Below are 20,890 nucleotides of genomic sequence, written 5' to 3' on the forward strand. Positions count from 1 at the left end.
GCCGGCCGCCTCGCCGTCGGGCAGGTCGAGGCGGAGGCGCCCCCGGGCGGAGAGGATCACCGCCCGCTCGATCACGTTCTCCAGTTCCCGGACATTGCCGGGCCAGGAATAGCGGCAGAGGCGGCGGACATCGCCCTCCGTGAGGCGCGGCTCCGGGACGGTGAGGCGGCGCGCGGCGACCCGGAGCAGGTGCTGGGCGATCGGCGGGATGTCCTCGGGCCGCTCGCGCAGGGGCCGCGCCTGGATCGGGAAGACGTTGAGGCGGAAGTAGAGATCCTCCCGGAAGCGGCCCGCCCGGATCTCGGCGCGCAGGTCCCGGTTGGTGGCCGCGACCACGCGCACGTCCACCGCCCGGGTGCGCGCCTCACCGACCCGCTCGAACGAGCGCTCCTGCAGGACGCGCAGCAGCTTGCCCTGAAGGTCGACGGGGATCTCACCGACCTCGTCGAGGAACAGCGTGCCGCCGTCGGCGAGTTCGAACCGGCCGATCCGGTCGCGCAGCGCCCCCGTGAAGCTGCCCTTGGCGTGGCCGAAGAACTCGCTCTCGAACAGCTCGCGGGGGATCGCCGCGCAGTTGACGCGGATCATCGGGCGGGCGCTGCGGCGGCTGGCCTCGTGGATCGCCCGGGCGATCAGCTCCTTGCCGGTGCCGGATTCGCCCGTGATCAGCACCGTGGCGTCGGTGGCGGCGACGCGATCGACCTGCCGGAGCGTCGCCGCGATGGCGGGCGAGCGGCCGATGATGCCCTGGTGCTGGCGCTCGGCCCGGATCTCCTCCTTCAGGTACGCGTTCTCCAGCTCCAGGCGCTCCCGCAGGGAATCGACCTCGGCGAGCGCGCTCGTCAGGCGGGCCTCGGCCTCCCGGCGCTGGCTGATGTCGCGGAACACGATGACGGCGCCGAGCAGGCGCCCCCGGTCGCGGATCGGCGTCGAGGTGTACTCGACCGGGAAGGCGGTGCCGTCGGCGCGCCAGAAGACCTCGTGATCGACCTGGTGCACGGTCCCGTCCCGGAACGCCGCGTAGATCGGGCAGTCGCGGTGGGGATAGTGGCTGCCGTCCGGGCGGGTGTGGTGCACGGCGGCGTGCATGTCCCGGCCGACGAGGTCGGCGGCCTCGCAGCCGAGCATGCGCGCGGCGGCCGGGTTGACGAAGGTGGTCACGCCCTCCGCGTTGACGCCGTAGATCCCCTCCCCGGCCGCGCGCAGGATCAGCTGGTTGCCCCGCTCGATGTCGCGGAAGATGCGCTCCACGCGCTGCCACTCCGAGAGGCCGGCGCGCATGTGGGCCTCGGCCTCGCCGTCGACCTGGCGGCGGTGGAGCGTGTCCGGGTCCGCCAGGGTCACGAGGAGGCGCATCGCGTCGCCCGGGAGCGGGAAGGCCGCGGTCTCGACCCGCAGGTCGCGTCCGGCCGCGTCGCGCGGCGCCAATGTGCGCGTCCACCAGTGCCCCCTGGCCAGCGCGGCCTCGGTGAAGACCGTGAGCGCCGGGAGCTGGCCCGGGAACAGGGCGCTCGCCCGCGCGCCCCGCAGCGCCGCGCGGCCGTAGCCGAGGAGGCGCGCCGCCGCCGGGTTGGCGTCCGCGACCCGATCCTCCTCCGGCGCGAGGACCAGCATGGGGTCGGGGCTCGCCTCGAAGACCGGCCCGAAGGTTCCGGCGGCACCGGACTCACGAGATATCGTCATCGGTTCACGATATCTCGTTTCCGACGAGATGTCGTGAGCGACGTCCGTCCCACCAAGCCACTGACAGGAATGACGATTTCTCCGGGCCTCCTCCTGGCACACCCTTTGCCGAGTGAGGCTGTCCGCCCGTCGGCCGGCACCGCTCCCGAAGGCGCGCCGCGACGACGCCCGGTGGATGTCCGCGTCCGGACGCGACCGTCCCCCCTCACCGGTCGCGATCCGGACGCGCACCCGCACGCACCGGGTGGGTGGGGCCGCGGAGCGCGCGGCCTCACCGGACCCATCGCAGATCGAGATCCGGGAGCCGACGATGAAGCGCGAAGACCTCACCGAGAAGCTTCTCGACATCAAGCGCGAGAAGGGGTGGAGCTGGAAGCACATCCACGCGGAGATCGGCGGCCTGTCGCCGTTCCTGATCACCGCGGCCTGCATGGGCCAGATGAAGCTCCCGAAGGCGCAGGCCAGGCGGGCGGCGGAGCTCTTCGGCCTCACCGCCGCCGAGGAGCGGATGCTCAACGAGCCGCCCTATCGCGGCTCGATCCCGTCCATGCCGCCCACCGACCCGCTGATCTACCGGTTCTACGAGCTGGTGATGGTCTACGGAACGACCTTCAAGGAGCTGATCCAGGAGGAGTTCGGCGACGGCATCATGTCGGCGATCGACTTCAACATGGACATGGCCCGCGAGGCCAACAACAAGGGCGACCGCGTGAAGCTCACCATGTCGGGCAAGTTCCTGCCTTACAAGTACTACGGCAACGACGACGACACGCCGGAATACGGCTTCAAGGAGGGGTGAGCGACCCGCGAGGGCGCCCCCCGATCGGGATCCGACGGTCAGGCATCCGGATCGGGCCAGCGACAGGGGCCGCGGCGCGCGACGCGCCGCCGTCCCTCACGCCGCCGCCGGGCGGCCCTCCGACTCCAGGTAATCCTGCACCGGCCGCGCCGGGCCGCCGCGCATCAGCACGTAGAGGAAGGGCACCAGCAGCAGGGTCGCGGGCGTCGCGAAGGCGATGCCGCCCATCACGGCGCGGGCGAGCGCGGCGTTCTGCTCGCCGCCCTCGCCGGTCCCGAGCGCCATCGGGATCAGCCCCAGGAACATCGCCGAGGCGGTCATCAGCACCGGCCGCAGCCGCGTCTCGCCCGCCGTGATCGCCGCCTCCAGGGCGCTGCACCCGGTCTCCTCCCGGTGCTCCTTGGCGAAGGTGACGAGCAGGATCGAGTTCGCCGAGGCGATGCCCACCGACATGATCGCCCCGAAGATCGACGGGATCGAGAACGGCGTGCCGGTCACGAACAGCGCGAAGGTGATGCCGCAGAAGGCCATCGGCAGGGCGGCGATCACCACGAACGGGTCGCCCCAGCTCTGGTAGTTCACCGCCATCAGCAGGTAGACGGCGATCAGCGCGATGCCGAGGCCGATCTCCAGGCGGAAGAAGGCCGAGCGCATGTTCTCGATCTGGCCGCGGACGACGATCTTGTCCGGCGCCTCGAGGTTCTTCTGCTCGTCCTCGACGATCCTGTCGATCTCGCGCGCGACCGAGCCGAGGTCCCGGTCCTGCACCGAGGCGAAGATGTCGAAGGTCGGCTGGATGTTGACGTGGCTGATCATGGTCTGCGTCGGCGTCCGGCGGATGTCCGCGAGGCTCGACAGCAGGGTCAGCACCCCGGGGCCGGAGCCGGAGGTCGCGGCGGCGCGCACGAACATCGGCGTGTTGCGCAGGTCGGTGAGCGAGCTGTTGCGGTACTCGGGCGTCTGCACCCAGAGCTGGTAGGGGATGCCGGTCTTCGGGTCCGGCCAGAAGTTCGGCGTGACCTGGTAGCTGCCGGACAGCGAGATGTTCATGTTCTGCGCCACCTGCTGCTCGGTCAGCCCGAGTTCGGAGGCGAGGCGCCGGTCGACGTCGACGTAGAATTGCGGCTCGTTGACGATCTGCTGCAGGTGGACGTCGACGAGACCCTTCGTGTGCTTCAGCCGCTGCACGATGCGCTGGGCGACCTCTAGGTCCTTCTCCTTGTGGCGGCCGGAGACCTGCACGTCGATCGGCGTGAGGACGCCGAAGTTCAGGATCTGGGTGATCATGTCGGCGGGCTGGAAGTAGACGACCACGTCGGGGAAGCGCTTCATCAGCACCTCGCGCAGGCGCTTCATGTAGCCCGCCACCGGGCCGTGCCCCTCCTTCAGGCTGATCAGCATCTGCCCGTCATTGTAGGAGACGAACGAGCCGTCCGAGAACGCGAAGTTGTAGTTGTTCGACGGCAGGCCGATGTTCTGGAGGATCTGGTCGACCTCACCGGCCGGGATCACCTCGCGGACGGTGTCCTCGACCTCGGCGAAGACCTGCCGGGCGGTCTCGATGCGCATGCCGACGCGGGTGCGCAGATGCATGGTCATCTGGCTCGCCTCGATCTGCGGGAAGTAGTCCTGGCCGACGAAGACGAACAGCACGCCGGTCATGCCGAGCACGCCGCCGACGGCGCCCAGGGTGACGATGCGGTGGCGCAGCACCGCGTGGAGCAGCCCGACATAGCCGCGGTGGAACCGCGCGAAGCCGCGCTCGAACGCGCCGTGGATCCGGCCGGCGAGCCGCAGCGCGGGGGCGCCCACGAGGCCGACGGCCCGGGCGATCCGGCCCCGCCGGGGCGCCGCGTGCTGCGCCGGGTGCGCGTCCCGGTGCGCGTCCCGGTCCTTGGCGTGCTTCTGCCGGTATTCCGGCGCCACGATCACGTCGATCAGGAGCGGCACCAGGGTCCGCGACAGCAGGTAGGAGGTCAGCATCGCGAATACGACCGCGAGCGCCTGCGGGGTGAACAGGTATTTCGGCGTGTCGGTGAGCGCGAACACGGCCGTGAAGGCCGCGCAGATCGCGAGCGTCGAGATCAGCGCCGGCTTGGCGATGCCGGCGGCGCCGTGGACCACGCTCTCGCGGAACTCCTCGCCCTCCTCGAACAGCCGGTAGGTGTTCTCGATCGCCACCGTGGCGTCGTCCACCAGGATGCCGACCGCGAGCGCCAGCCCGCCCAGCGTCATCACGTTGATGGTCTCGCCGAGCGCCGCCAGCACGGCGAGCGAGGTCATGACGCAGAGCGGGATCGAGATCAGCACGATGATCGTCGAGCGCCAGGAGCCGAGGAACAGCAGGATGGCGAGGCCGGTCAGGGCCGCCGCGGTCAGCGCCTCGTGGAGCACCCCCTCGATGGCGTTCGAGACGTAGACCGACTGGTCGAAGAGCGGCTTGATCGCCAGCCCCTCGGGCGCGGCGGCGCGGATCGTCGGCATCGCCGCCTTGACGTTGTTGACCACGCTCAGGGTCGAGGCGTTGCCGTTCTTGATGATCTGCATCAGCACCGCCTGCTGGCCGTCGGCGCTGACCACGTTGACCTGCGGCGGGCCGCCGTCGCGGACATAGGCGACGTCGCGCACCAGCACGGGCTGGCCGGCCACCACCTTGATCGGCGCGAGGTTCAGGGTCTCGATCGACGGCGGGGTGCCGTTGAGCTGGACCGGGTACTGCTGCTCGCCGATCTTGGCGAGGCCGGACGGCACGGTCAGGTTCTGGGCCGTCATGGCGTTGGTGACGTCGAGCGGCGTCAGGCCGAGGGCCTGGAGGGCGTTGAGGTCGAGGTCGACCATGATCTGCCGGGGCGCGCCGCCGAAGGGCGACGGCAGGGTCGAGCCCGGGACCTGCGCCAGGGTCTGGCGGATCCGGTACTGGGCGTAGTCGTAGACCTGGTTGAGGCTCTCCCTGGCCGAGGTCAGGGCGAGCTGGATCACCGGCACCGAGGAGGCGGAGTAGCGCACGATCACCGGCGGCTGCGTGCCGGGGGGCATCACGGCGCGGATCGAGTTGGTCGAGGACACCACCTGGGCGATGGCGAGATTGAGGCTGACGGTGGGCTCGAAGTAGATCCGCTGCACCGCCGTGCCCTGGAGCGTCGTCGACTCCATGCGGCGGATGTTGTTGACGTTGTTGGAGATGCCGTACTCGGCGTAGGTCGTGATGCGCTGTTCCATCTCCGGCGCCGAGAGGCCGGTATAGGTCCAGACCACCACGACGACCGGGATGTCGACGACCGGCAGCACGTCCTTCGGCGCGACGACGATCGCCCCGACGCCGCCGAGCATCATCAGGACCGCGAGCACGTAGGTCGTGATCCGGAACTTGAGCGCGTAGAGGACGAGGCCCATGCGGTCTCCGCCGTCCGGCCCCGGGCCGGCAACTCCGCGTTGTAAACCGACTCACCGGCTAAACCCGGACTGTTTCGCTATCACGTCCGGTCAGGCAAGGGACGGGCCGCGTCGCCGCAGGTTCGGGGTGTCGGCCGCATCGCGGCCCGCATCGCGCCCGCGTCCGCGAGGGGCCGGCACGGCGGGCCGCGCCCCGTCACCTCGGGATGCGGGCGCCGGATGGGGAGAGCGTTCTCGGCGCGCCGTCTCGGGGCTGCCGGGCGACGGGCCGGCCGGATCAGCGCAGCAGGGCGGACTTGTCGACCTGCAGCGCCCCGGCGATCTCGTCGAGCGCCTTGTGCTCGACCTCGCTGATGCCGTCGATATCGGCGACGTCCGCGCCGATCAGGAACACGTCCTGGCGCTGCTCGATCGGCCGATCCGCGATGGCGCCGACATGGCGCAGGTTCTCCAGCCGCCCGGCCCGGGTCTTGGCTCGGGTGATCGCCTCGTAGAGCTCCTGCTCCACGCGCAGCGTGTCGTAGGATTTCTCGAGGATCGGGTTGGCGCGGATGCCGGTGATCGCCGACTCGATCTCCTCCTCGCCCACGTCGCCATCGGCCACGATGACGTTGGCGGCGGACGAGACCGCGGCCTGCAGGAAGACCGCGTCGCCCGCGTACGACATGATCGTGCGGCCGAACCGAAGGATGGCGTCCTGGAAAATGCTCATGCCGACCTCCCGTCGGGCCTGAGATGGCGGATATTGTGGCGGCGGAGTCAAGATGCGGCCGAGCTTAAGCCCGGGATCGCGGAGGACTAGTCCTGGCGCGGCGGACTCAGGTGGCGGGCTCGTGGCCCGGCCAGTCCCGTCCGAGATGGGCGGCCACGCGGGCCGGATCGTCGCCGACCGCCGCCACGGCGGCCTCGACCTGCTCCACCGGGACCATGAACCGGCGCGCCCAGTAGGCCCGCTCCCAGGCATGGGCGATGTTGACGGCCCGGGGCTCGATCGGGTCCTGCACGCTCTGGTCGGTCATCGGCCTTCCGCATCTGGCGAGAGCCTGGCGGCCCTCCGGCGGGGAGAACGCCGGCCGAAGGGAAACGGGTCCGCGCCGCAGTGGGGCTCGGTTCGCGGCGAAGACACGCCGCCGTCATCGCGAGCGCAGCGAAGCAAGGACGAACGGGCTCACCGGCCGCCTGTCAGCAGCAGCGGAAACCCGCGGTGTTGCCGACCCCGAAGCGGGCGTTCTCCCGGTTGCGGAAGAACTCCACCTCGCTCATCGGCGCCTGGTCGGGATGGGTGCGGCGGACATGCTCGGCATAGGCCGCGTAGTCCCCCTGCCCGACCATCAGGCGGGCGCCGTCGCAGACGCATTTGGACAGCGTCCGGATCCGGTCCCGCAGGTTCGACGACGGCAGCATGGGACCTCCTACTCCGCCGCGACCATGTGCGGCTCGGTCTCCAGCGCGGTCCAGCGGTCCGCGCGCCACGCCTTCACGCAGGCGGCGATGCCGAAGCCCGCGATGGCGACGACGAGGCCGATGAACAGGGCCGCCAGCACCGCGTCGATCCGGTCGTTGAGGATGATCTGGCTCATCTGGTCGGCGTTCTTGGCCGGCGCCAGGATCTTGCCCTCGGCCGCCGCCGCCGCGTAGCGCTCGGCGTGGGCCAGGAAGCCGATCTTCGGGTCGGCCGAGAAGATCTTCTGCCAGCCGGCCGTGAGGGTGCAGATGCACAGCCACGCGGTCGGGATGATGGTCACGAACGCGTAGCGCTCGCGCTTCATCTTGAAGATCACCACCGTGCAGAGCGTCAGCGCCACCGCGGCCAGCATCTGGTTCGAGATGCCGAAGAGCGGCCACAGGGTGTTGATGCCGCCCAGCGGGTCGGTCACGCCCTGGTAGAGGAAGTAGCCCCAGGCTCCCACCGAGATGGCGGTCGCCGCGATGCTCGGCCCCCACGACGTGGTGTTCTTGAACGACGGGATCGCCAAGGCGACGAGATCCTGCACCATGAACCGGCAGGCGCGGGTGCCCGCGTCCACGGCCGTGAGGATGAACAGCGCCTCGAACAGGATCGCGAAGTGGTACCAGAAGGCCATCATGGCCTTGCCGCCGATGGCCGACGAGATGATGTGGGCCATGCCGACCGCGAGGGTCGGCGCGCCGCCGGCCCGCGAGATGATCGTGTGCTCGCCGACGTCCGCGGCGGTCTGGGTGATCACCTCCGGCGTCGTGGCGAAGCCGAGCTTGGTCACCGCGGCGGCGGCGGTCTCGGGCGTCGTGCCGATGAGGGCCGCGGGCGAGTTCATGGTGAAGTAGACGCCCGGGTCGATCACGCAGGCCGAGACCAGCGCCATGATCGCCACGAAGGATTCCATCAGCATGCCGCCGTAGCCGATGAAGCGGGCGTCGGACTCGCTGGCGATCAGCTTCGGGGTGGTGCCCGACGAGATCAGGGCGTGGAAGCCCGAGACCGCGCCGCAGGCGATGGTGATGAACAGGAACGGGAACAGGCTGCCCGCCCAGACCGGGCCGGTGCCGTCGACGAACTTGGTGACCGCCGGCATCTGCATGTGCGGCGCCACGAAGGCGATGCCCAGCGCCAGCCCGACGATGGTGCCGATCTTGAGGAAGGTCGACAGGTAGTCGCGCGGGGCGAGGAGCAGCCAGACCGGCAGGATCGACGCCACGAAGCCGTAGCCGATCAGCATCCAGCAGAGCTGCGGGCCCGTGAAGGTGAAGGCCGGCCCCCAGACCGGGCTCGCCGCCACCGAGCCGCCGGCGACGATGGCGAGCATCAGCAGGACGAAGCCGAGGATCGAGACCTCGCCGATCTTGCCCGGGCGGATGTAGCGGGAATAGACGCCCATCAGCATGGCGATCGGGATCGTCGACATCACCGTGAAGGTGCCCCAGGGGCTCTCGGCGAGCGCCTTGACGACGATCAGCGCCAGCACGGCGAGCAGGATCACCATGATCAGGAAGGTGCCAAACAGGGCGATGATGCCCGGTACGGTGCCGAGCTCGGCCCGGATCAGCTCGCCGAGCGAGCGGCCGTCCCGGCGCATCGACACGAACAGGACCATGAAGTCCTGCACGGCGCCCGCGAGGACCACGCCGGCCAGGATCCACAGCATGCCGGGCAGGTAGCCCATCTGGGCGGCGAGCACCGGGCCGACCAGCGGGCCCGCGCCCGCGATCGCCGCGAAGTGGTGTCCGAACAGGACGCCGCGGTTGGTGGGCACGTAGTCGAGCCCGTCGTTGTGGCGCACCGCGGGGGTCGCGCGCTTCGGGTCGAGCCGCATCACCTTGTCGGCGATGAACTGGGAATAGTAGCGGTAGGCGATGAGGTAGACGCAGACCGCCGCGACCACGATCCAGAGGGCGTTGATCGTCTCGCCGCGCTGGCTCGCCACGATCGCCAGCGCCGCGGCGCCGAGCGCCCCCACGAGGGCCCAGGGCCCGTGCCTGCCGATCGCCGAACCCATGTCCCACTCCCTGACCGAACGCCTCGCGCGCGGGGCCACGCGCGGGGGGCTCCGGCTGGGACTTCGTGGTCCCGGGCTACACGGGCGGGTTATCCTATTGGTCCGCCGTTGACGCAAGCGATCCGAGCTGTGATGCAGCGTCGGCGGCGGCACGACGCCCAATCTGTCACATCGGGTCCCCCGGCACGGCCCCGACCCCCTTCACGGCCCGGCTGCCGAGCTCCGTCGCCGCCCGCCGTCGGAGATGGAAGGGCGCCGGCGCGGTCCGGGCCCGCGAGGAGCGCACGACAATGGCGAAGGTCGCATTCCTGGGTCTCGGCGTGATGGGCGGCCCGATGGCCGGACACCTCGCCAAGAAGGGTGGCCACGACGTCACCGTCTACAACCGTACCACCCCGAAGGCCGAGGCCTGGGTGAAGACCTACGGCGGCGCCTCCGCGCCCACGCCCCGGCAGGCCGCCGAGGGCGCCGAGATCGTGTTCGCCTGCGTGGGCAACGACGACGACCTGCGCAGCGTCGTGCTGGGCGACGACGGGGCGCTGGCCGGCATGAAGCCCGGCGCGGTGTTCGTGGACCACACCACGGCCTCCGCCGAGGTCGCCCGGGAGCTCGCCGCGGCGGCCGAGGCCAAGGGACTCGGCTTCATCGACGCGCCGGTCTCCGGCGGCCAGGCGGGCGCCGAGAACGGCGTGCTCACCGTGATGTGCGGCGGCGACGCGGCGACCTACGCCAAGGTCGAGGGCGCGATCGGGTCCTTCGCGCGCGCCTGCCGGCTGATGGGTCCGGCCGGCGCCGGCCAACTCACCAAGATGGTCAACCAGATCTGCATCGCCGGCCTCGTCCAGGGCCTGTCGGAGGGCGTCCACTTCGCCAAGCGCGCCGGCCTCGACGTCGAGGCGGTGCTCGACGTGATCTCCAAGGGCGCCGCCGGCTCCTGGCAGATGGAGAACCGCGGCAAGACCATGAACGCGGGCAAGTTCGACTTCGGCTTCGCGGTCGACTGGATGCGCAAGGATCTCGGCATCCTGCTGGACGAGGCCCGCCGCAACGGCGCCAAGCTCCCGGTCTCGGCCCTCGTCGACCAGTTCTACGCCGAGGTGCAGGCCATGGGCGGCAACCGCTGGGACACGTCGAGCCTCGTGGCGCGGCTGGAGCGCTGACGCCTCCGGCCTTCGCCCGGAGCCGAGGACCGGGCAAGACGCGGCAGGTCCCCTCTCCCGCGAGAGGGGGCCGCCTGGATCGCGGCACCGCGCGCGCCGGTCTCCCCCGGCAGGTCGGACGCTCCCCTCAGAACAGCTCATCGACTTCCGCGGATTCCGGATCCACCCAGCGCCACGCCTCCCCCATCTGGTGGCGGAACCACGTGAACTGGCGCTTGGCGTAGGCGCGCGTATCCGCCTGCCCCCGGACGATCGCCGCTTCGAGGCTCATCGCCCCGTCGAGGTGGGCGATCAGGCCCGGCACCCCGTGGGCGCGCATCACCGGCAGCATCGGGTCGAGATTGCGCGCGCGCAGGCGGGCGACCTCGTCCAGCGCCCCCTCGGCGATCATGGTCCGGAAGCGGGCGTCGATCCGGGCCCGGAGCACCGCCCGGTCGGGTGCCAGGAAGATTCTTTGGAGGTTCCGTCCGGCGAGCGGGCCGGGAACGGGATCGCCGTAGAAGCTGGCGATCGGTCGGCCCGTCGCGAGAAAGATCTCCAGGGCGCGCATCACCCGCATCCGGTCGCTCGGCCGCAGGCGGGCGGCCCCCTCGGGATCGTGCCGGCCGAGCTCGGCGTGCAGCGCCTCGGTCGGGCGCCCCTCCGCCGCGTCCCGCACCCGCGCCCGCACCGCCTCGGGCACGGGCGGCAGCTCCGAGAAGCCCTGCTCCAGCGCCCGGAAGTACAGGCCGGTGCCGCCGACGAAGACCGGCAGGCGCCCGCCGAGCGTCGCCAGCAGCGCCGCCGCGTCCCGCGAGAAGTGCCCCGCGGAGTAGTTCACGGCGCCGTCGACGTGGCCGTAGAGCCGGTGGGGGACCCGCGCCTCCTCGTCCGGGTCGGGCCGCGCGGTCAGGCGGCGCAGGTCCGCGTAGACCTGCATGGAATCGGTGTTGATCACCACGCCGCCGTGACGCTCCGCCAGCCGGGCGGCCAGCGCCGACTTGCCCGACGCGGTGGGCCCTGCGATGAGGACCGCGGCCGGGCGCCCCCCGGCTTCCCCCCGGTCTGGCGGCAAGGCGAAACTCCACGATGCTGGTCGCGGTCCTGATAGCAAACCCGGATCGGCCGTCCATCACCGACGCGGTGCTGGCCGAGACGCGCGCCGTGCTGGGGACGGAGCACCAGCCCCGGATCCTGCACGGCGAGGTGGCGGCCGAGCTGCTGGTGCCGGGCGAGCCCGCGGCCGCCGCGTCCCTCACCGACCGGCTGCGCACGGCGCTGGCCGGCGAGCCGATCGACCTCGCGGTGCTGCCCGCCGACGCGCACAGGCGCAAGCGCCTGTTCCTGGCCGACATGGATTCCACCATGATCGAGCAGGAATGCATCGACGAGCTCGCCGGGACGCTCGGCCTCAAGGACCACGTGGCGGCGATCACCGAGCGGGCGATGCGGGGCGAGATCGCCTTCGAGCCGGCCCTGCGCGAGCGCGTCGCGCTCCTTAAGGACATCCCGGTCGGCGCAGTCGACGGGCTGATCGCCGAGCACCTGACCCTGACCCCGGGCGGCGGCACGCTGGTGCGGACGATGCGGGCGCACGGCGCCCATACCTGCCTGGTCTCCGGGGGCTTCACGCTGTTCACCGGCCCGATCGCCGCGATGATCGGCTTCGACGAGCACCGGTCCAACGTGCTGGGCGTGGCGGACGGGCGGCTCACCGGCCTGGTGGAGGACCCGATCGTCGGGAAGGCCGAGAAGCGCGCGACGCTGATCGCGCTGCGCGGGCAGCTGGGCCTCGGCGCCGCCGAGACCCTCGCGGTCGGCGACGGCGCCAACGACCTCGACATGCTGGGCGAGGCCGGCCTCGGGGTGGCGTTCCGGGCGAAGCCCGCGGTCGCGGCCGCGGCGCGGGTCCGGGTCGAGCACGGCGACCTCACCGCGCTCCTGTACCTGCAGGGCTACGCGGCGGCGGAGTTCGTGGGGTGAGGCTCAGTGGAGGGTGCGGGTCAGGGCGATGACCGCGCCGAGCACGGCGAGCGTCTGAAAGCCGATCGCGCCGACGAGCCAGCGCACCGTCTCGACCTTCGCGGAGGCGATCGCGCCCTTCACGGCCTCGATACCGGCCTTCGTTTCGAGGCGCAGACCGTCCAAGCCTGCTTTGATCTCCATACGTAGGCGTTCAAGGCTAGCCGTCGTGGAGAGCCGAAGATTGTCGCTGTCGGCCTCGGTCGTCACGCGAAGGCTTTCGATATCCCCCTGGGTGGCGAGCCGAAGCGCTTCGATGTCGGCACGGCTCTGGATTTTCAGGGCCTCGATGTCACCACGGACCATCTGAATATCGGCTCGCAGCTCGTGGATATCGGCCTTCGTCGCCAGATTCCCGTCGAAGACGTCGACCAGCGCGTCGGCCAGACCCTCCGCCTGCTCGGGCGACAGCTTCGCCTTCTCCCGCAGGGCGCGGGCGAACTTCAGGGTGTCGAACGCTACGGCCGTCATGGGTCCGAACTCGCCCGAGCCGCACCGACTCGCCGGCCCAGTGTGCCGTGCCGCGGCGCAGCGTCAATGTGGGGCCCCTGAACGCGCGAGGGCCGCCGCTCCCCGCGGAGCGACGGCCCTCGGCGACGCGACGAGGCCGCTCAGTCGAGGCCGACGGCCACGAAGCGCACGTCGCCGGTGGCGCCCGCCACAAGCAGCAGGACCGACTTGCGCCCGTCCTTCTTGAGGGCGTCGATCCGCTTGGTCACCTCCGCGGGAGTGCTGACCGATTCCTGGCCGACCTCGACGATCACCTCACCGGGCTGGATCCGCTTGTCGGCGGCGGTGGAGTTCGGGTCGACCCGGGTGACGACCACGCCCTTCACGGTGTCCTTGATGGAGTACTTCTTGCGCAGCTCGTCGGTCATGCCGGAGAGGTTGAGGCCCAGCGCCTGCCGGGTCGCGCTCTCGGGCTCCGGCTGGCGCAGGTTGGCGAGCTGCGGCTTGTCGCCGTCCTCCAGGCGGCCGAGGGTGACGGGCTTCGTCACCTCCTCGCCCTTGCGCATGACGACCACGTCGACCTTCTGGCCGACCGGGGTCGAGGCGACGATGCGCGGCAGGTCGCCCGAGGCCTTCACCGGCGCGCCGTTGAACTTCAGGATCACGTCGCCGACCTCGATCCCGGCGGTCTTGGCCGGTCCCTTCTCGTCGACGCCGGCCACCAGGGCGCCCCGCGCGCCGCCCTTGAGGTTGAGCGCCTCGGCGGTGGTGTCGTCGACGTTCTGGATGCGCACGCCAAGCCAGCCGCGGCGGACCTCGCCGAAGTCGCGGAGCTGGTCGATCACGGGCTTGGCCGTGCCCGACGGGACCGCGAAGCCGATGCCCACCGAGCCGCCGGTCGGCGACAGGATCGCCGTGTTGATGCCGATCACCTCGCCGTCCATGTTGAACAGCGGGCCGCCGGAATTGCCCTTGTTGATGGCCGCGTCGGTCTGGATGTAGTTGTCGTAGGGTCCGGACTCGATGTTCCGGCCCCGCGCCGAGACGATGCCGGCCGAGACCGAGCCGCCGAGCCCGAACGGGTTGCCGATGGCGATGACCCAGTCGCCGGGCCGCATCTTGTCGGAATCGCCGAACGGCACGGCCTTCAGCGTGCGGTCGGCCGGGGGCTTCACCCGCAGGACCGCGAGGTCGATCTTCGAATCCTTGCCGACGATCTCGGCCTTCAGCTTCGTGCCGTCGTGCAGGATGACCTGGATGTCGTTGGCGTCGCCGATGACGTGGTTGTTCGTCACCACGAGGCCGGCGGAATCGATGATGAAGCCGGAGCCGAGGGAGTTCGACTTGCGCTGCTGACGCGGCCCGTCGCTGTCACCGCCGCCCCCGCCGCCGCGGCCGCCGCGCCGGTTGAAGAACTCCTCGAACAGGTCCTCGAACGGGGTGCCCGGGGGCACCTGCGGCCCGGCACGGCCGGCGCGGGCCTCGACGGTGGTGGAGGCGGAGATGTTCACCACCGCGTCGGTGACCTGCTCGGCGAGATCGGCGAGGGAGGCGGGTCCCTTGGCGAAGGCCGGCACCGGCAGGGCGGCCGCGGCCACGGAGACGGTGACCGAGGCGCCGATCAGGATCGAGGCCATCACCGCGCGGGCGCGGGAGCGGGGCCGCGCCGGGGCGCGGTCGAACGGCGCCTCGGGGGCGCTCGCGACGGGGTGCATGGTCGACCTCTTCAAGAACGCGTTTCCGGTCCCGCGGGCCTCGACCGATGGCCGATCGCCCGCGGGTTGTCCTGCAAGGTAATCCGCGGGCACCGGGGCGCCAACGGGCCCCCTCAGCGCGCCGTCCCCGCCGTGGAGCCGGTCGTCGAGCCCGTGGTGGCGCTCGGATCGGCCGGCCCGCGCGGCCCGCGGGCGGCCGGGGCGGGTGCCCGGCCCTGCGGATCGCTGAAGAAGCGGAAGAAGTCCGTGTTCGGGCTGATCACCAGGCGGGTATCGGATCCCTTCAGCCCGCTCTCGTAGGCCTGCATCGAGCGGTAGAAGCTGAAGAAGTCCGCGTCCTTCCCGAACGCGTCCGCGAGGATGCGGTTCTTGTCCGCGTCACCCTGTCCACGCAGCTGCTCGGATTTCTGCGTCGCCTCGGCGAGGATCACCGTGACCTCGCGGTCGGCTTTGGCGCGGATCGTGGCGGCGATCTGGTCGCCGTTGGCGCGGATGTCGGCGGCCTCGCGCTCGCGCTCGGTCTTCATCCGCCGGTAGACGGCGGCCGAGTTCTGCGCGGGCAGGTCGACGCGGGTCATGCGCAGGTCGACGATCTCGATGCCGAGCGCCTTGGCCTGCCGGTTCACGTCCTCCTGGATCTGGTGCATCAGCTGCCCGCGATCGGTCTTCACGATCGCGTCGCGGGTCGAGCGGGCGAGCACGTTGCGCAGGCCGGAATTGGTGAAGCTCGCGAGCCGCTGGTTGGCCAGCCCGATATTGCCCACCGCCTGGTAGAAGCGCAGCGGATCGACGATCCGGTAGCGGGCGAAGGCGTCCACCTCCAGGTTCTGCCGGTCGGCGGTGAGCACCGTCTGGACCGGCAGGTCGAGGTCGAGCACGCGCTTGTCGAAGACGACCACGTTCTCCATGAACGGGATCTTGAAGTACAGGCCGGGCTTGTCCTCGCCGGTGGCGTTGAGGACGGCCCGGACGCGGCCGAACTGCAGGACGAGCGCCTGCTGCATCTGGCCGACGGTGAAGATCGAGGCGTAGAGGCCGATCGCGACGATCGCCGCGACCACGATCAGGCCGGTGCGGAGAGCCTGTTTCATCGGGCAGCTCCCGTCTGGGCCTGGGCGCGGGCGCCGAACTCGGAGAGCGGCAGCACCGGCAGCACGCCGGCCGCGGTGGCACCGCCGGGCTGCGCCCCGTTCTGGTCGATGATCACCTTGTTCACGGAGCCCAGGACCTTCTCCATCGTCTCCAGGAAGATCCGCTCGCGGCTGATCGCCGGGGCGGCCTTGTAGGAGGCGTAGACCTCGCTGAAGCGCGCGGCCTGGCCGGTGGCGTCGGCGGTCGCCTTCGTCCGGTAGGCCTCGGCCTGCTGGACGATCTGGGACGCCTTACCGCGGGCCTGCGGCACCTCGCGGCTGGCGTAGGTCTTGGCCTCGTTCTGCGCCGTGTCGGCGTCCTGCTGGGCCGCGTTCACGTCGATGAAGGCGGGGCGCACTTCCGGCGGCGGGTTGACCGAGACGAGCTGCACCACCTCGATGCGCACGCCGGCGCCGTACTCGTCGAGCGCCTTCTGGACCATCTCCTTGACCTCCTGGGCGATGCTCGACTGCTCGTTGGTGAGGATCGCCTGGATGTTGCGGCGGCCGATCACCTCGCGCATCGCGCTCTCGGAGATCGCCTTGATGGTGCCCTCCGGATTCTGGAGGTTGAACACGAAGTCGGAGGCCTTCAGCGGGTTGACCCGCCACTGCACCTCGAAGTCGAGATCGACGATGTTCTCGTCGCCGGTGAGCATCAGGCTCTCGTCCGGCACGTCGCGGTTGCGGCCCTGCCCGTTCGGGCCGGCGCGGAAGCCGATCTGGATCGAGTTCTGGGAGCCGACATCCGGCTTCACCACCCCGCCGATCGGATAGGGGAAGTTGTAGCGCAGGCCCTCGCCCTTAGTGCCGACGTAGCGGCCGAAGATGGTCTCGATGCCGACCTGACGGGGGTAGACGGTGTAGAAGCCGGTCGCGAGCCAGATGGCGACGGCCAGGACGGCGATCACCGCCGCGCTGCGGCCGCCGCCGACGCCGGTCGAGCCGCCGCCGCCGTAACCGCCGCCCGAACCGCCACCGCCGCCCGGGATCAGACCGCGCAGGCGGTCCTGCCCGCGCCGGAGCAGGTCCTCGAGGTTCGGCGGCGTCTTGCCACCGCCGCCGCCGCTGCCGCCACCCCAGGGACCACCGCCGTTACCGCCGGGCCGGCCCCAGGGCCCCCCGCCGCCGCTCTGATTGCTCCAAGGCATCCTAGCCGTCGTCTCCTGCCTGTCCGCGCCCGGCCCACGTCCCGACCGGCGCCCCCTGCCTGAACGGCCACGCTCGCCCGCCTAGTCCCGACCATCCGGACCGATCGCACCGCGACCGCTCCCGGCTGGAGGCCTCGAGGGCCCGCACGCGCATCTTCCCGCAGGATGTGCAGGCCCGGCGTGAGCGCGCGCACCCGACAGGCACCTGCGGGCGCACGCCCCGTGCTGTCAAGGCTGGCAGGTGGGCATGCGCGGCGCGGAACGCAAATGCGGCGGCGCGCCTCAGCGTGCGCGCTCCCAGTCGACGAAGGCGAAGGCGTGCTCGTCCCGCGGGCCCGCCGGGTGCGCCTCGCGGAACGTCTCCCGGAAGCGGGCGCGGTCGAAGGCGGGGAACCGCACGTCGCCGGCGGGCTCGGCCTCGACCTCGGTGAGGTGGAGCCGGTCGGCGTGCGGGAGCGCGAGCGCGTAGATCTCGGCGCCGCCGACCACCATCAGCTCCGCCCCGGCGCCGGCCAGCGCGGAGGCCCAGTCGTGGACGGTCTCGACCCCCTCGGCGCGGAAGCCCGTGTCCCGGGTCAGCACCAGGGTGCGGCGCCCCGGCAGGGGCCGGCCGATCGAGTCCCAGGTGCGCCGGCCCATCAGCATCGGCTTGCCCATGGTCAGGGCCTTGAAGCGCTTGAGATCGCTGGAGAGATGCCAGGCGAGCCCGTTGTCGCGGCCGATCACGCCGTTGCGGGCGACGGCGGCGACCAGGGAAACGATCGGGCTCATACCGCCACCGGGGCCGCGATGGCGGGATGCGGGTCGTAGTTCTCGATGGCGATGTCCTCGAACCGGAAGGCGAAGAGGTCGCGCACCTCCGGGTTGAGCCGCAGGTGCGGCAGCGGGCGCGGCTCCCGGGCCAGGAGGGTGCGGGTCTGCTCCAGGTGGTTCCGGTAGAGATGCGCGTCGCCGAAGGTGTGGACGAAGTCGCCGACCCCGAGGCCGGCCACCTGGGCGATCATGTGGGTCAGGAGCGCGTAGCTCGCGATGTTGAACGGCACGCCGAGGAAGGCATCCGCCGAGCGCTGGTAGAGCTGGCAGGAGAGCCGCCCCTCGCTGACGTAGAACTGGAACAGGCAGTGGCAGGGGGCGAGGGCCATCCGGTCGAGGTCGGCCGGGTTCCAGGCCGACACGATCAGGCGGCGGGAATCGGGGTTGCGCCGGATCTCGTCGAGCACCCAGGCGATCTGGTCGACCGTGCCGCCGCCGGGCCTCTCCCAGGAGCGCCACTGCTTGCCGTAGACCGGGCCGAGATCGCCGTGCGCGTCCGCCCACTCGTCCCAGATCGTCACGCCGTTCGCCTTCAGCGCCGCCACGTTGGTGTCGCCCGCCAGGAACCAGAGCAGTTCGTGGATGATCGAGCGCAGGTGCAGCCGCTTCGTGGTGACGAGCGGGAAGCCCGCCGACAGGTCGAAGCGCATCTGGTGGCCGAACACCGAGAGCGTGCCGGTGCCGGTGCGGTCGTCCTTGGCGACGCCCGCGTCGAGGATCCGCCGGAGCAGGTCGTGATAAGCGTCCATCGCCCATTCCTGCGCGCCGGCGCGCCGGCCGGCAAGCGCGCCGCCGCCATATGTCCACCGCCGTCGCGCGGGAGCCGATCCGGCACGGGACTGCGCGACGGCGCCCTGTCGGCCAGACCGGCCCCAGATCAACCCTGAGACCGGCCCTCAGACCGGCCAGAGCAGGTAGGTCACCAGGGCGAGGTTGGACCAGCCGTGCAGGGCCATGCCGGGCCAGAGCCGGCCGGTGCGCCAGCGCAGCCAGCCCAGCGCCAGGGCGAGGGGCAGCAGCGAGACCGGCCGGGCGAGCCCCCAGGACGAGATGTGGGCGGCGGCGAAGATGAGCGCGGTGACCAGGATCGCCCCCGCGGGACCGACGGCCGCCCGGGCGCGGGCGAAGGCCTCGCCGCGCAGCAGCAGCTCCTCGGCCACCGGCGCCAGGATCGCCAGATAGGCGAGCCAGGCCGCGACCGCCGCCTGGCTCATGAACGGCGACAGCCGCACGTGCTGGCCGAAGCTCGCGCCGAACAGCTCCGCCGTGCCGGTGACCCAGGCGATGTGCAGCACCGGCCAGACCAGCAGGAGGCCCAGCAGCGCGACCGGCCGCATGCCGTTCGGCCGCTCGCGGTCGAGGGCGAGGCGCCGCCGCCAGCCGGCCCGGTCGTGCCACCACGCGCCGCCGAGCACCAGGGCGGCCAGGTAGACCTGGCGCAGGGCGTCGATCGCGAAGGCTCGGTGGGCGAGTTCCACCGCGCCCAGGAACGGGCGCCGCTCGGGGGGCAGGAACGGGTCGATCCCGCTCCAGAGGTCGAAGCCGACGCGCACCGTGGCAAGGGATAGGAGGCTCGCCGCGCCGAGATAGACGACCACGAGGGCGACCAGGGCGCCGAGCCGCCACGTCGCGGCCCAGGCGCGCTCGAGCGGGCCCCGCGCCTCGGGGACGGCGGCGCGCGACTGCGCACTTCCGGCAACAGCCTCCCCCGGAGGCTCCAAATGAGGCGGCGGCGCGACACGATCGGGCTTCAAAACCGGACCGATCCCCTCTATATCTCGGGAGCCGGTCGCGAGGCCGGCTATGGCGATAAACGTTCTTCGCAATAAACCTATCGGACCCGGGGGCGGTACCCGGCGCCTCCACCCGAGCCCAGGACATGCTGCCGCAAGGGGCGTGATCGGAACCGGGGCTTCGGCGGGGGCGAAATAGGATCGACGAGGGCGTAAAGGTTGAGCTTTCGCTCGGCATGGTTCCGCCGTTATCGGGCCTTTGCAATAGTTGCCAACGACAACTTTGCTCCGGTGGCGGTGGCCGCGTAAGCGGTCCCCAATATCGACCTAAAGTCCTAGCGGGTAGCTCCGCATAGGCGGGGTTCGGAGGCGCCTGGCAACAGAAGCCTCCACTTCAGTCCTCGGTCCGGCCATCCGCGGCGGGGCGCCGGGCAAACCGGGCGAGAGCGCGACCGCAGATGGCAGACGACCTGATCCGCTACGACCTCCTGGTACAGGACGCCCTGCGCGGCGTGGTGCGCAAGGTCCTGACCGACGCGGCCCGCGAGGGGCTGATGGGCGAGCACCATTTCTACGTCTCGTTCCGGACGGAGGCCCCCGGCGTGCGGATGTCGCAGGCCCTGCGCGAGAAGTACCCGCAGGACATGACGATCGTCCTGCAGCACCAGTTCTGGGACCTCAACGTCACCGAGCACGCCTTCGAGGTCGGCCTGTCCTTCTCGGGCGTGCCGGAGCGCCTGCTGGTGCCGTTCGACGCCCTGTCGGGCTTCTTCGACCCCTCCGTGCAGTTCGGCCTGAAGTTCGACCTCAGCGAGGCCGGCGAGACCCCCGAGGAGGCCAACGCCGCCCCGGCCAAGCCCGGTCCCCGCGGCGCCGGCTCGGAACCCGGCGAGGTGCGGCCCAAGAGCGCCGGTCTCGCGACGATCGGCGCGGGCGCGCCGAAGGGGCTGCCCGCGCCCGCCGCCCCGGTCGAGAAGGACGCCGGCAAGACCGACGACAAGGCCCCCCGCCCCGCCGCCAAGAAGGAGGGCGAGGAGGGCAGCGCCGAGGTCGTGAGCCTGGACGCCTTCCGCAAGAAGAGCTGAGATCGCCCCGGGCCGACTCGACGGCCGGGGGGTTCAAGCGGTGGACGACACGGTCGCGCAGCCGATTCTGTCGGCGAGTGAGCGGAAGCATCGCGCCAAGCGCTTCAACGAGGGTCTCAAGCTAGCCGCGACCCTGCTGAACTCGTCGGCCATCGCGACGATCGGCATCGCGGTCATCAATCCCCTCGCCCAGCGGCATCTCGATCTGGTCGCCGATGGCGGCTGGACTTTGCTGATCGCGGCGGTCGTCCTACATCTCATGGGTCAGATCATGATCAGATTCCTGCGCCCGGAGGATTGATCG

The 20,890-nt window shown here is 71.2% G+C and carries 19 protein-coding genes and 1 other RNA gene; 6 read left to right on the plus strand and 14 right to left on the minus strand.

Features of this window, described 5'->3' with window-relative positions; translation table 11 throughout:
* Nucleotides 1-1,683: sigma 54-interacting transcriptional regulator (locus tag ACLBYE_RS11510; RefSeq protein WP_447694302.1), on the minus strand; the 1,683-nt coding region annotated here is incomplete at its 3' end.
* 310 nt (nucleotides 1,684-1,993) lie between these two features.
* Here ACLBYE_RS11510 and cynS point away from each other — a divergent pair.
* A complete protein-coding gene (cynS, locus tag ACLBYE_RS11515) occupies nucleotides 1,994-2,482 on the plus strand; it encodes a cyanase (RefSeq protein WP_447694303.1) in 489 nt (162 codons plus the stop codon).
* A 96-nt stretch (nucleotides 2,483-2,578) separates the two neighbouring features.
* Here cynS and ACLBYE_RS11520 read toward each other — a convergent pair whose 3' ends face one another.
* From ACLBYE_RS11520 to ACLBYE_RS11540, 5 genes are all read right to left on the minus strand, one after another.
* On the minus strand, nucleotides 2,579-5,875 hold the full coding sequence (locus ACLBYE_RS11520; protein WP_447694304.1) for an efflux RND transporter permease subunit: 3,297 nt from the start codon (nucleotides 5,873-5,875) through the stop codon (nucleotides 2,579-2,581).
* Between the two features lie 277 nt (nucleotides 5,876-6,152).
* Nucleotides 6,153-6,587: a tellurite resistance TerB family protein gene (locus ACLBYE_RS11525; protein ID WP_020091280.1), complete on the minus strand. Its 435-nt coding sequence runs from the start codon at nucleotides 6,585-6,587 to the stop codon at nucleotides 6,153-6,155.
* 106 nt (nucleotides 6,588-6,693) lie between these two features.
* Complete coding sequence (locus ACLBYE_RS11530; protein WP_020091281.1) at nucleotides 6,694-6,894, minus strand: DUF3606 domain-containing protein; 201 nt, start codon at nucleotides 6,892-6,894, stop codon at nucleotides 6,694-6,696.
* A gap of 163 nt (nucleotides 6,895-7,057) precedes the next feature.
* Nucleotides 7,058-7,279: a YbdD/YjiX family protein gene (locus ACLBYE_RS11535; RefSeq protein WP_020091282.1), complete on the minus strand. Its 222-nt coding sequence runs from the start codon at nucleotides 7,277-7,279 to the stop codon at nucleotides 7,058-7,060.
* 8 nt (nucleotides 7,280-7,287) lie between these two features.
* Nucleotides 7,288-9,348 (minus strand): carbon starvation CstA family protein, encoded by a 2,061-nt coding sequence (locus tag ACLBYE_RS11540; protein WP_447694305.1) that lies wholly within the window; start codon nucleotides 9,346-9,348, stop codon nucleotides 7,288-7,290.
* A gap of 290 nt (nucleotides 9,349-9,638) precedes the next feature.
* Here ACLBYE_RS11540 and ACLBYE_RS11545 point away from each other — a divergent pair, with 290 nt between their 5' ends.
* Nucleotides 9,639-10,508 carry an NAD(P)-dependent oxidoreductase gene (locus ACLBYE_RS11545; RefSeq protein WP_447694306.1) on the plus strand — a complete coding sequence of 290 codons (870 nt, stop codon included), beginning with the start codon at nucleotides 9,639-9,641 and terminating at the stop codon, nucleotides 10,506-10,508.
* A gap of 127 nt (nucleotides 10,509-10,635) precedes the next feature.
* Here the strand turns inward: ACLBYE_RS11545 and miaA are convergent, their stop codons facing one another.
* Nucleotides 10,636-11,562 carry a tRNA (adenosine(37)-N6)-dimethylallyltransferase MiaA gene (gene miaA / locus ACLBYE_RS11550; RefSeq protein ID WP_447694307.1) on the minus strand — a complete coding sequence of 309 codons (927 nt, stop codon included), beginning with the start codon at nucleotides 11,560-11,562 and terminating at the stop codon, nucleotides 10,636-10,638.
* A gap of 14 nt (nucleotides 11,563-11,576) precedes the next feature.
* Here miaA and serB point away from each other — a divergent pair, with 14 nt between their 5' ends.
* Entirely contained in the window at nucleotides 11,577-12,470 is an 894-nt protein-coding gene (serB, locus tag ACLBYE_RS11555) for a phosphoserine phosphatase SerB (RefSeq protein ID WP_447694308.1), read from the plus strand.
* A gap of 3 nt (nucleotides 12,471-12,473) precedes the next feature.
* On the opposite strand, the gene ACLBYE_RS11560 is transcribed toward serB, so the two are convergent.
* The 7 genes from ACLBYE_RS11560 to ACLBYE_RS11590 all read right to left on the minus strand — a co-directional run bounded on the left by ACLBYE_RS11560 (nucleotide 12,474) and on the right by ACLBYE_RS11590 (nucleotide 19,522).
* Nucleotides 12,474-12,980, minus strand: coding sequence for a DUF1640 domain-containing protein (locus ACLBYE_RS11560; protein ID WP_447694309.1), 507 nt, complete (start codon nucleotides 12,978-12,980; stop codon nucleotides 12,474-12,476).
* Nucleotides 12,981-13,120: 140 nt separating this feature from the next.
* Complete coding sequence (locus ACLBYE_RS11565; protein ID WP_447694310.1) at nucleotides 13,121-14,674, minus strand: DegQ family serine endoprotease; 1,554 nt, start codon at nucleotides 14,672-14,674, stop codon at nucleotides 13,121-13,123.
* Nucleotides 14,675-14,787: 113 nt separating this feature from the next.
* Nucleotides 14,788-15,765, minus strand: coding sequence for a protease modulator HflC (hflC, locus tag ACLBYE_RS11570; protein WP_020091289.1), 978 nt, complete (start codon nucleotides 15,763-15,765; stop codon nucleotides 14,788-14,790).
* On the minus strand, nucleotides 15,762-16,955 hold the full coding sequence (gene hflK / locus ACLBYE_RS11575; RefSeq protein ID WP_447694311.1) for an FtsH protease activity modulator HflK: 1,194 nt from the start codon (nucleotides 16,953-16,955) through the stop codon (nucleotides 15,762-15,764). Before hflK ends, hflC begins: the two co-directional genes overlap by 4 nt.
* Nucleotides 16,956-17,237: 282 nt before the next feature.
* The gene (locus ACLBYE_RS11580; RefSeq protein ID WP_447694312.1) at nucleotides 17,238-17,726 is read right to left on the minus strand and encodes a dihydrofolate reductase; all 489 of its coding nucleotides are present in this window, start codon (nucleotides 17,724-17,726) and stop codon (nucleotides 17,238-17,240) included.
* Nucleotides 17,723-18,517, minus strand: coding sequence for a thymidylate synthase (locus ACLBYE_RS11585; protein WP_447694313.1), 795 nt, complete (start codon nucleotides 18,515-18,517; stop codon nucleotides 17,723-17,725). Before ACLBYE_RS11585 ends, ACLBYE_RS11580 begins: the two co-directional genes overlap by 4 nt.
* 147 nt (nucleotides 18,518-18,664) lie before the next feature.
* Complete coding sequence (locus tag ACLBYE_RS11590) at nucleotides 18,665-19,522, minus strand: CPBP family intramembrane glutamic endopeptidase (RefSeq protein WP_447694314.1); 858 nt, start codon at nucleotides 19,520-19,522, stop codon at nucleotides 18,665-18,667.
* Between ACLBYE_RS11590 and ssrA the strand changes: the two genes are divergently transcribed.
* The 3 genes from ssrA to ACLBYE_RS11605 all read left to right on the plus strand — a co-directional run bounded on the left by ssrA (nucleotide 19,514) and on the right by ACLBYE_RS11605 (nucleotide 20,887).
* Nucleotides 19,514-19,895: a transfer-messenger RNA gene (gene ssrA / locus ACLBYE_RS11595) on the plus strand. The genes ACLBYE_RS11590 and ssrA overlap by 9 nt on opposite strands.
* Nucleotides 19,896-19,959: 64 nt before the next feature.
* A complete protein-coding gene (locus tag ACLBYE_RS11600; RefSeq protein WP_447694315.1) occupies nucleotides 19,960-20,586 on the plus strand; it encodes an SspB family protein in 627 nt (208 codons plus the stop codon).
* 40 nt (nucleotides 20,587-20,626) lie between these two features.
* Complete coding sequence (locus ACLBYE_RS11605; protein WP_331315581.1) at nucleotides 20,627-20,887, plus strand: hypothetical protein; 261 nt, start codon at nucleotides 20,627-20,629, stop codon at nucleotides 20,885-20,887.
* Nucleotides 20,888-20,890: the final 3 nt, after the last annotated feature.

The organism is Methylobacterium sp. A52T (assembly GCF_053346095.1).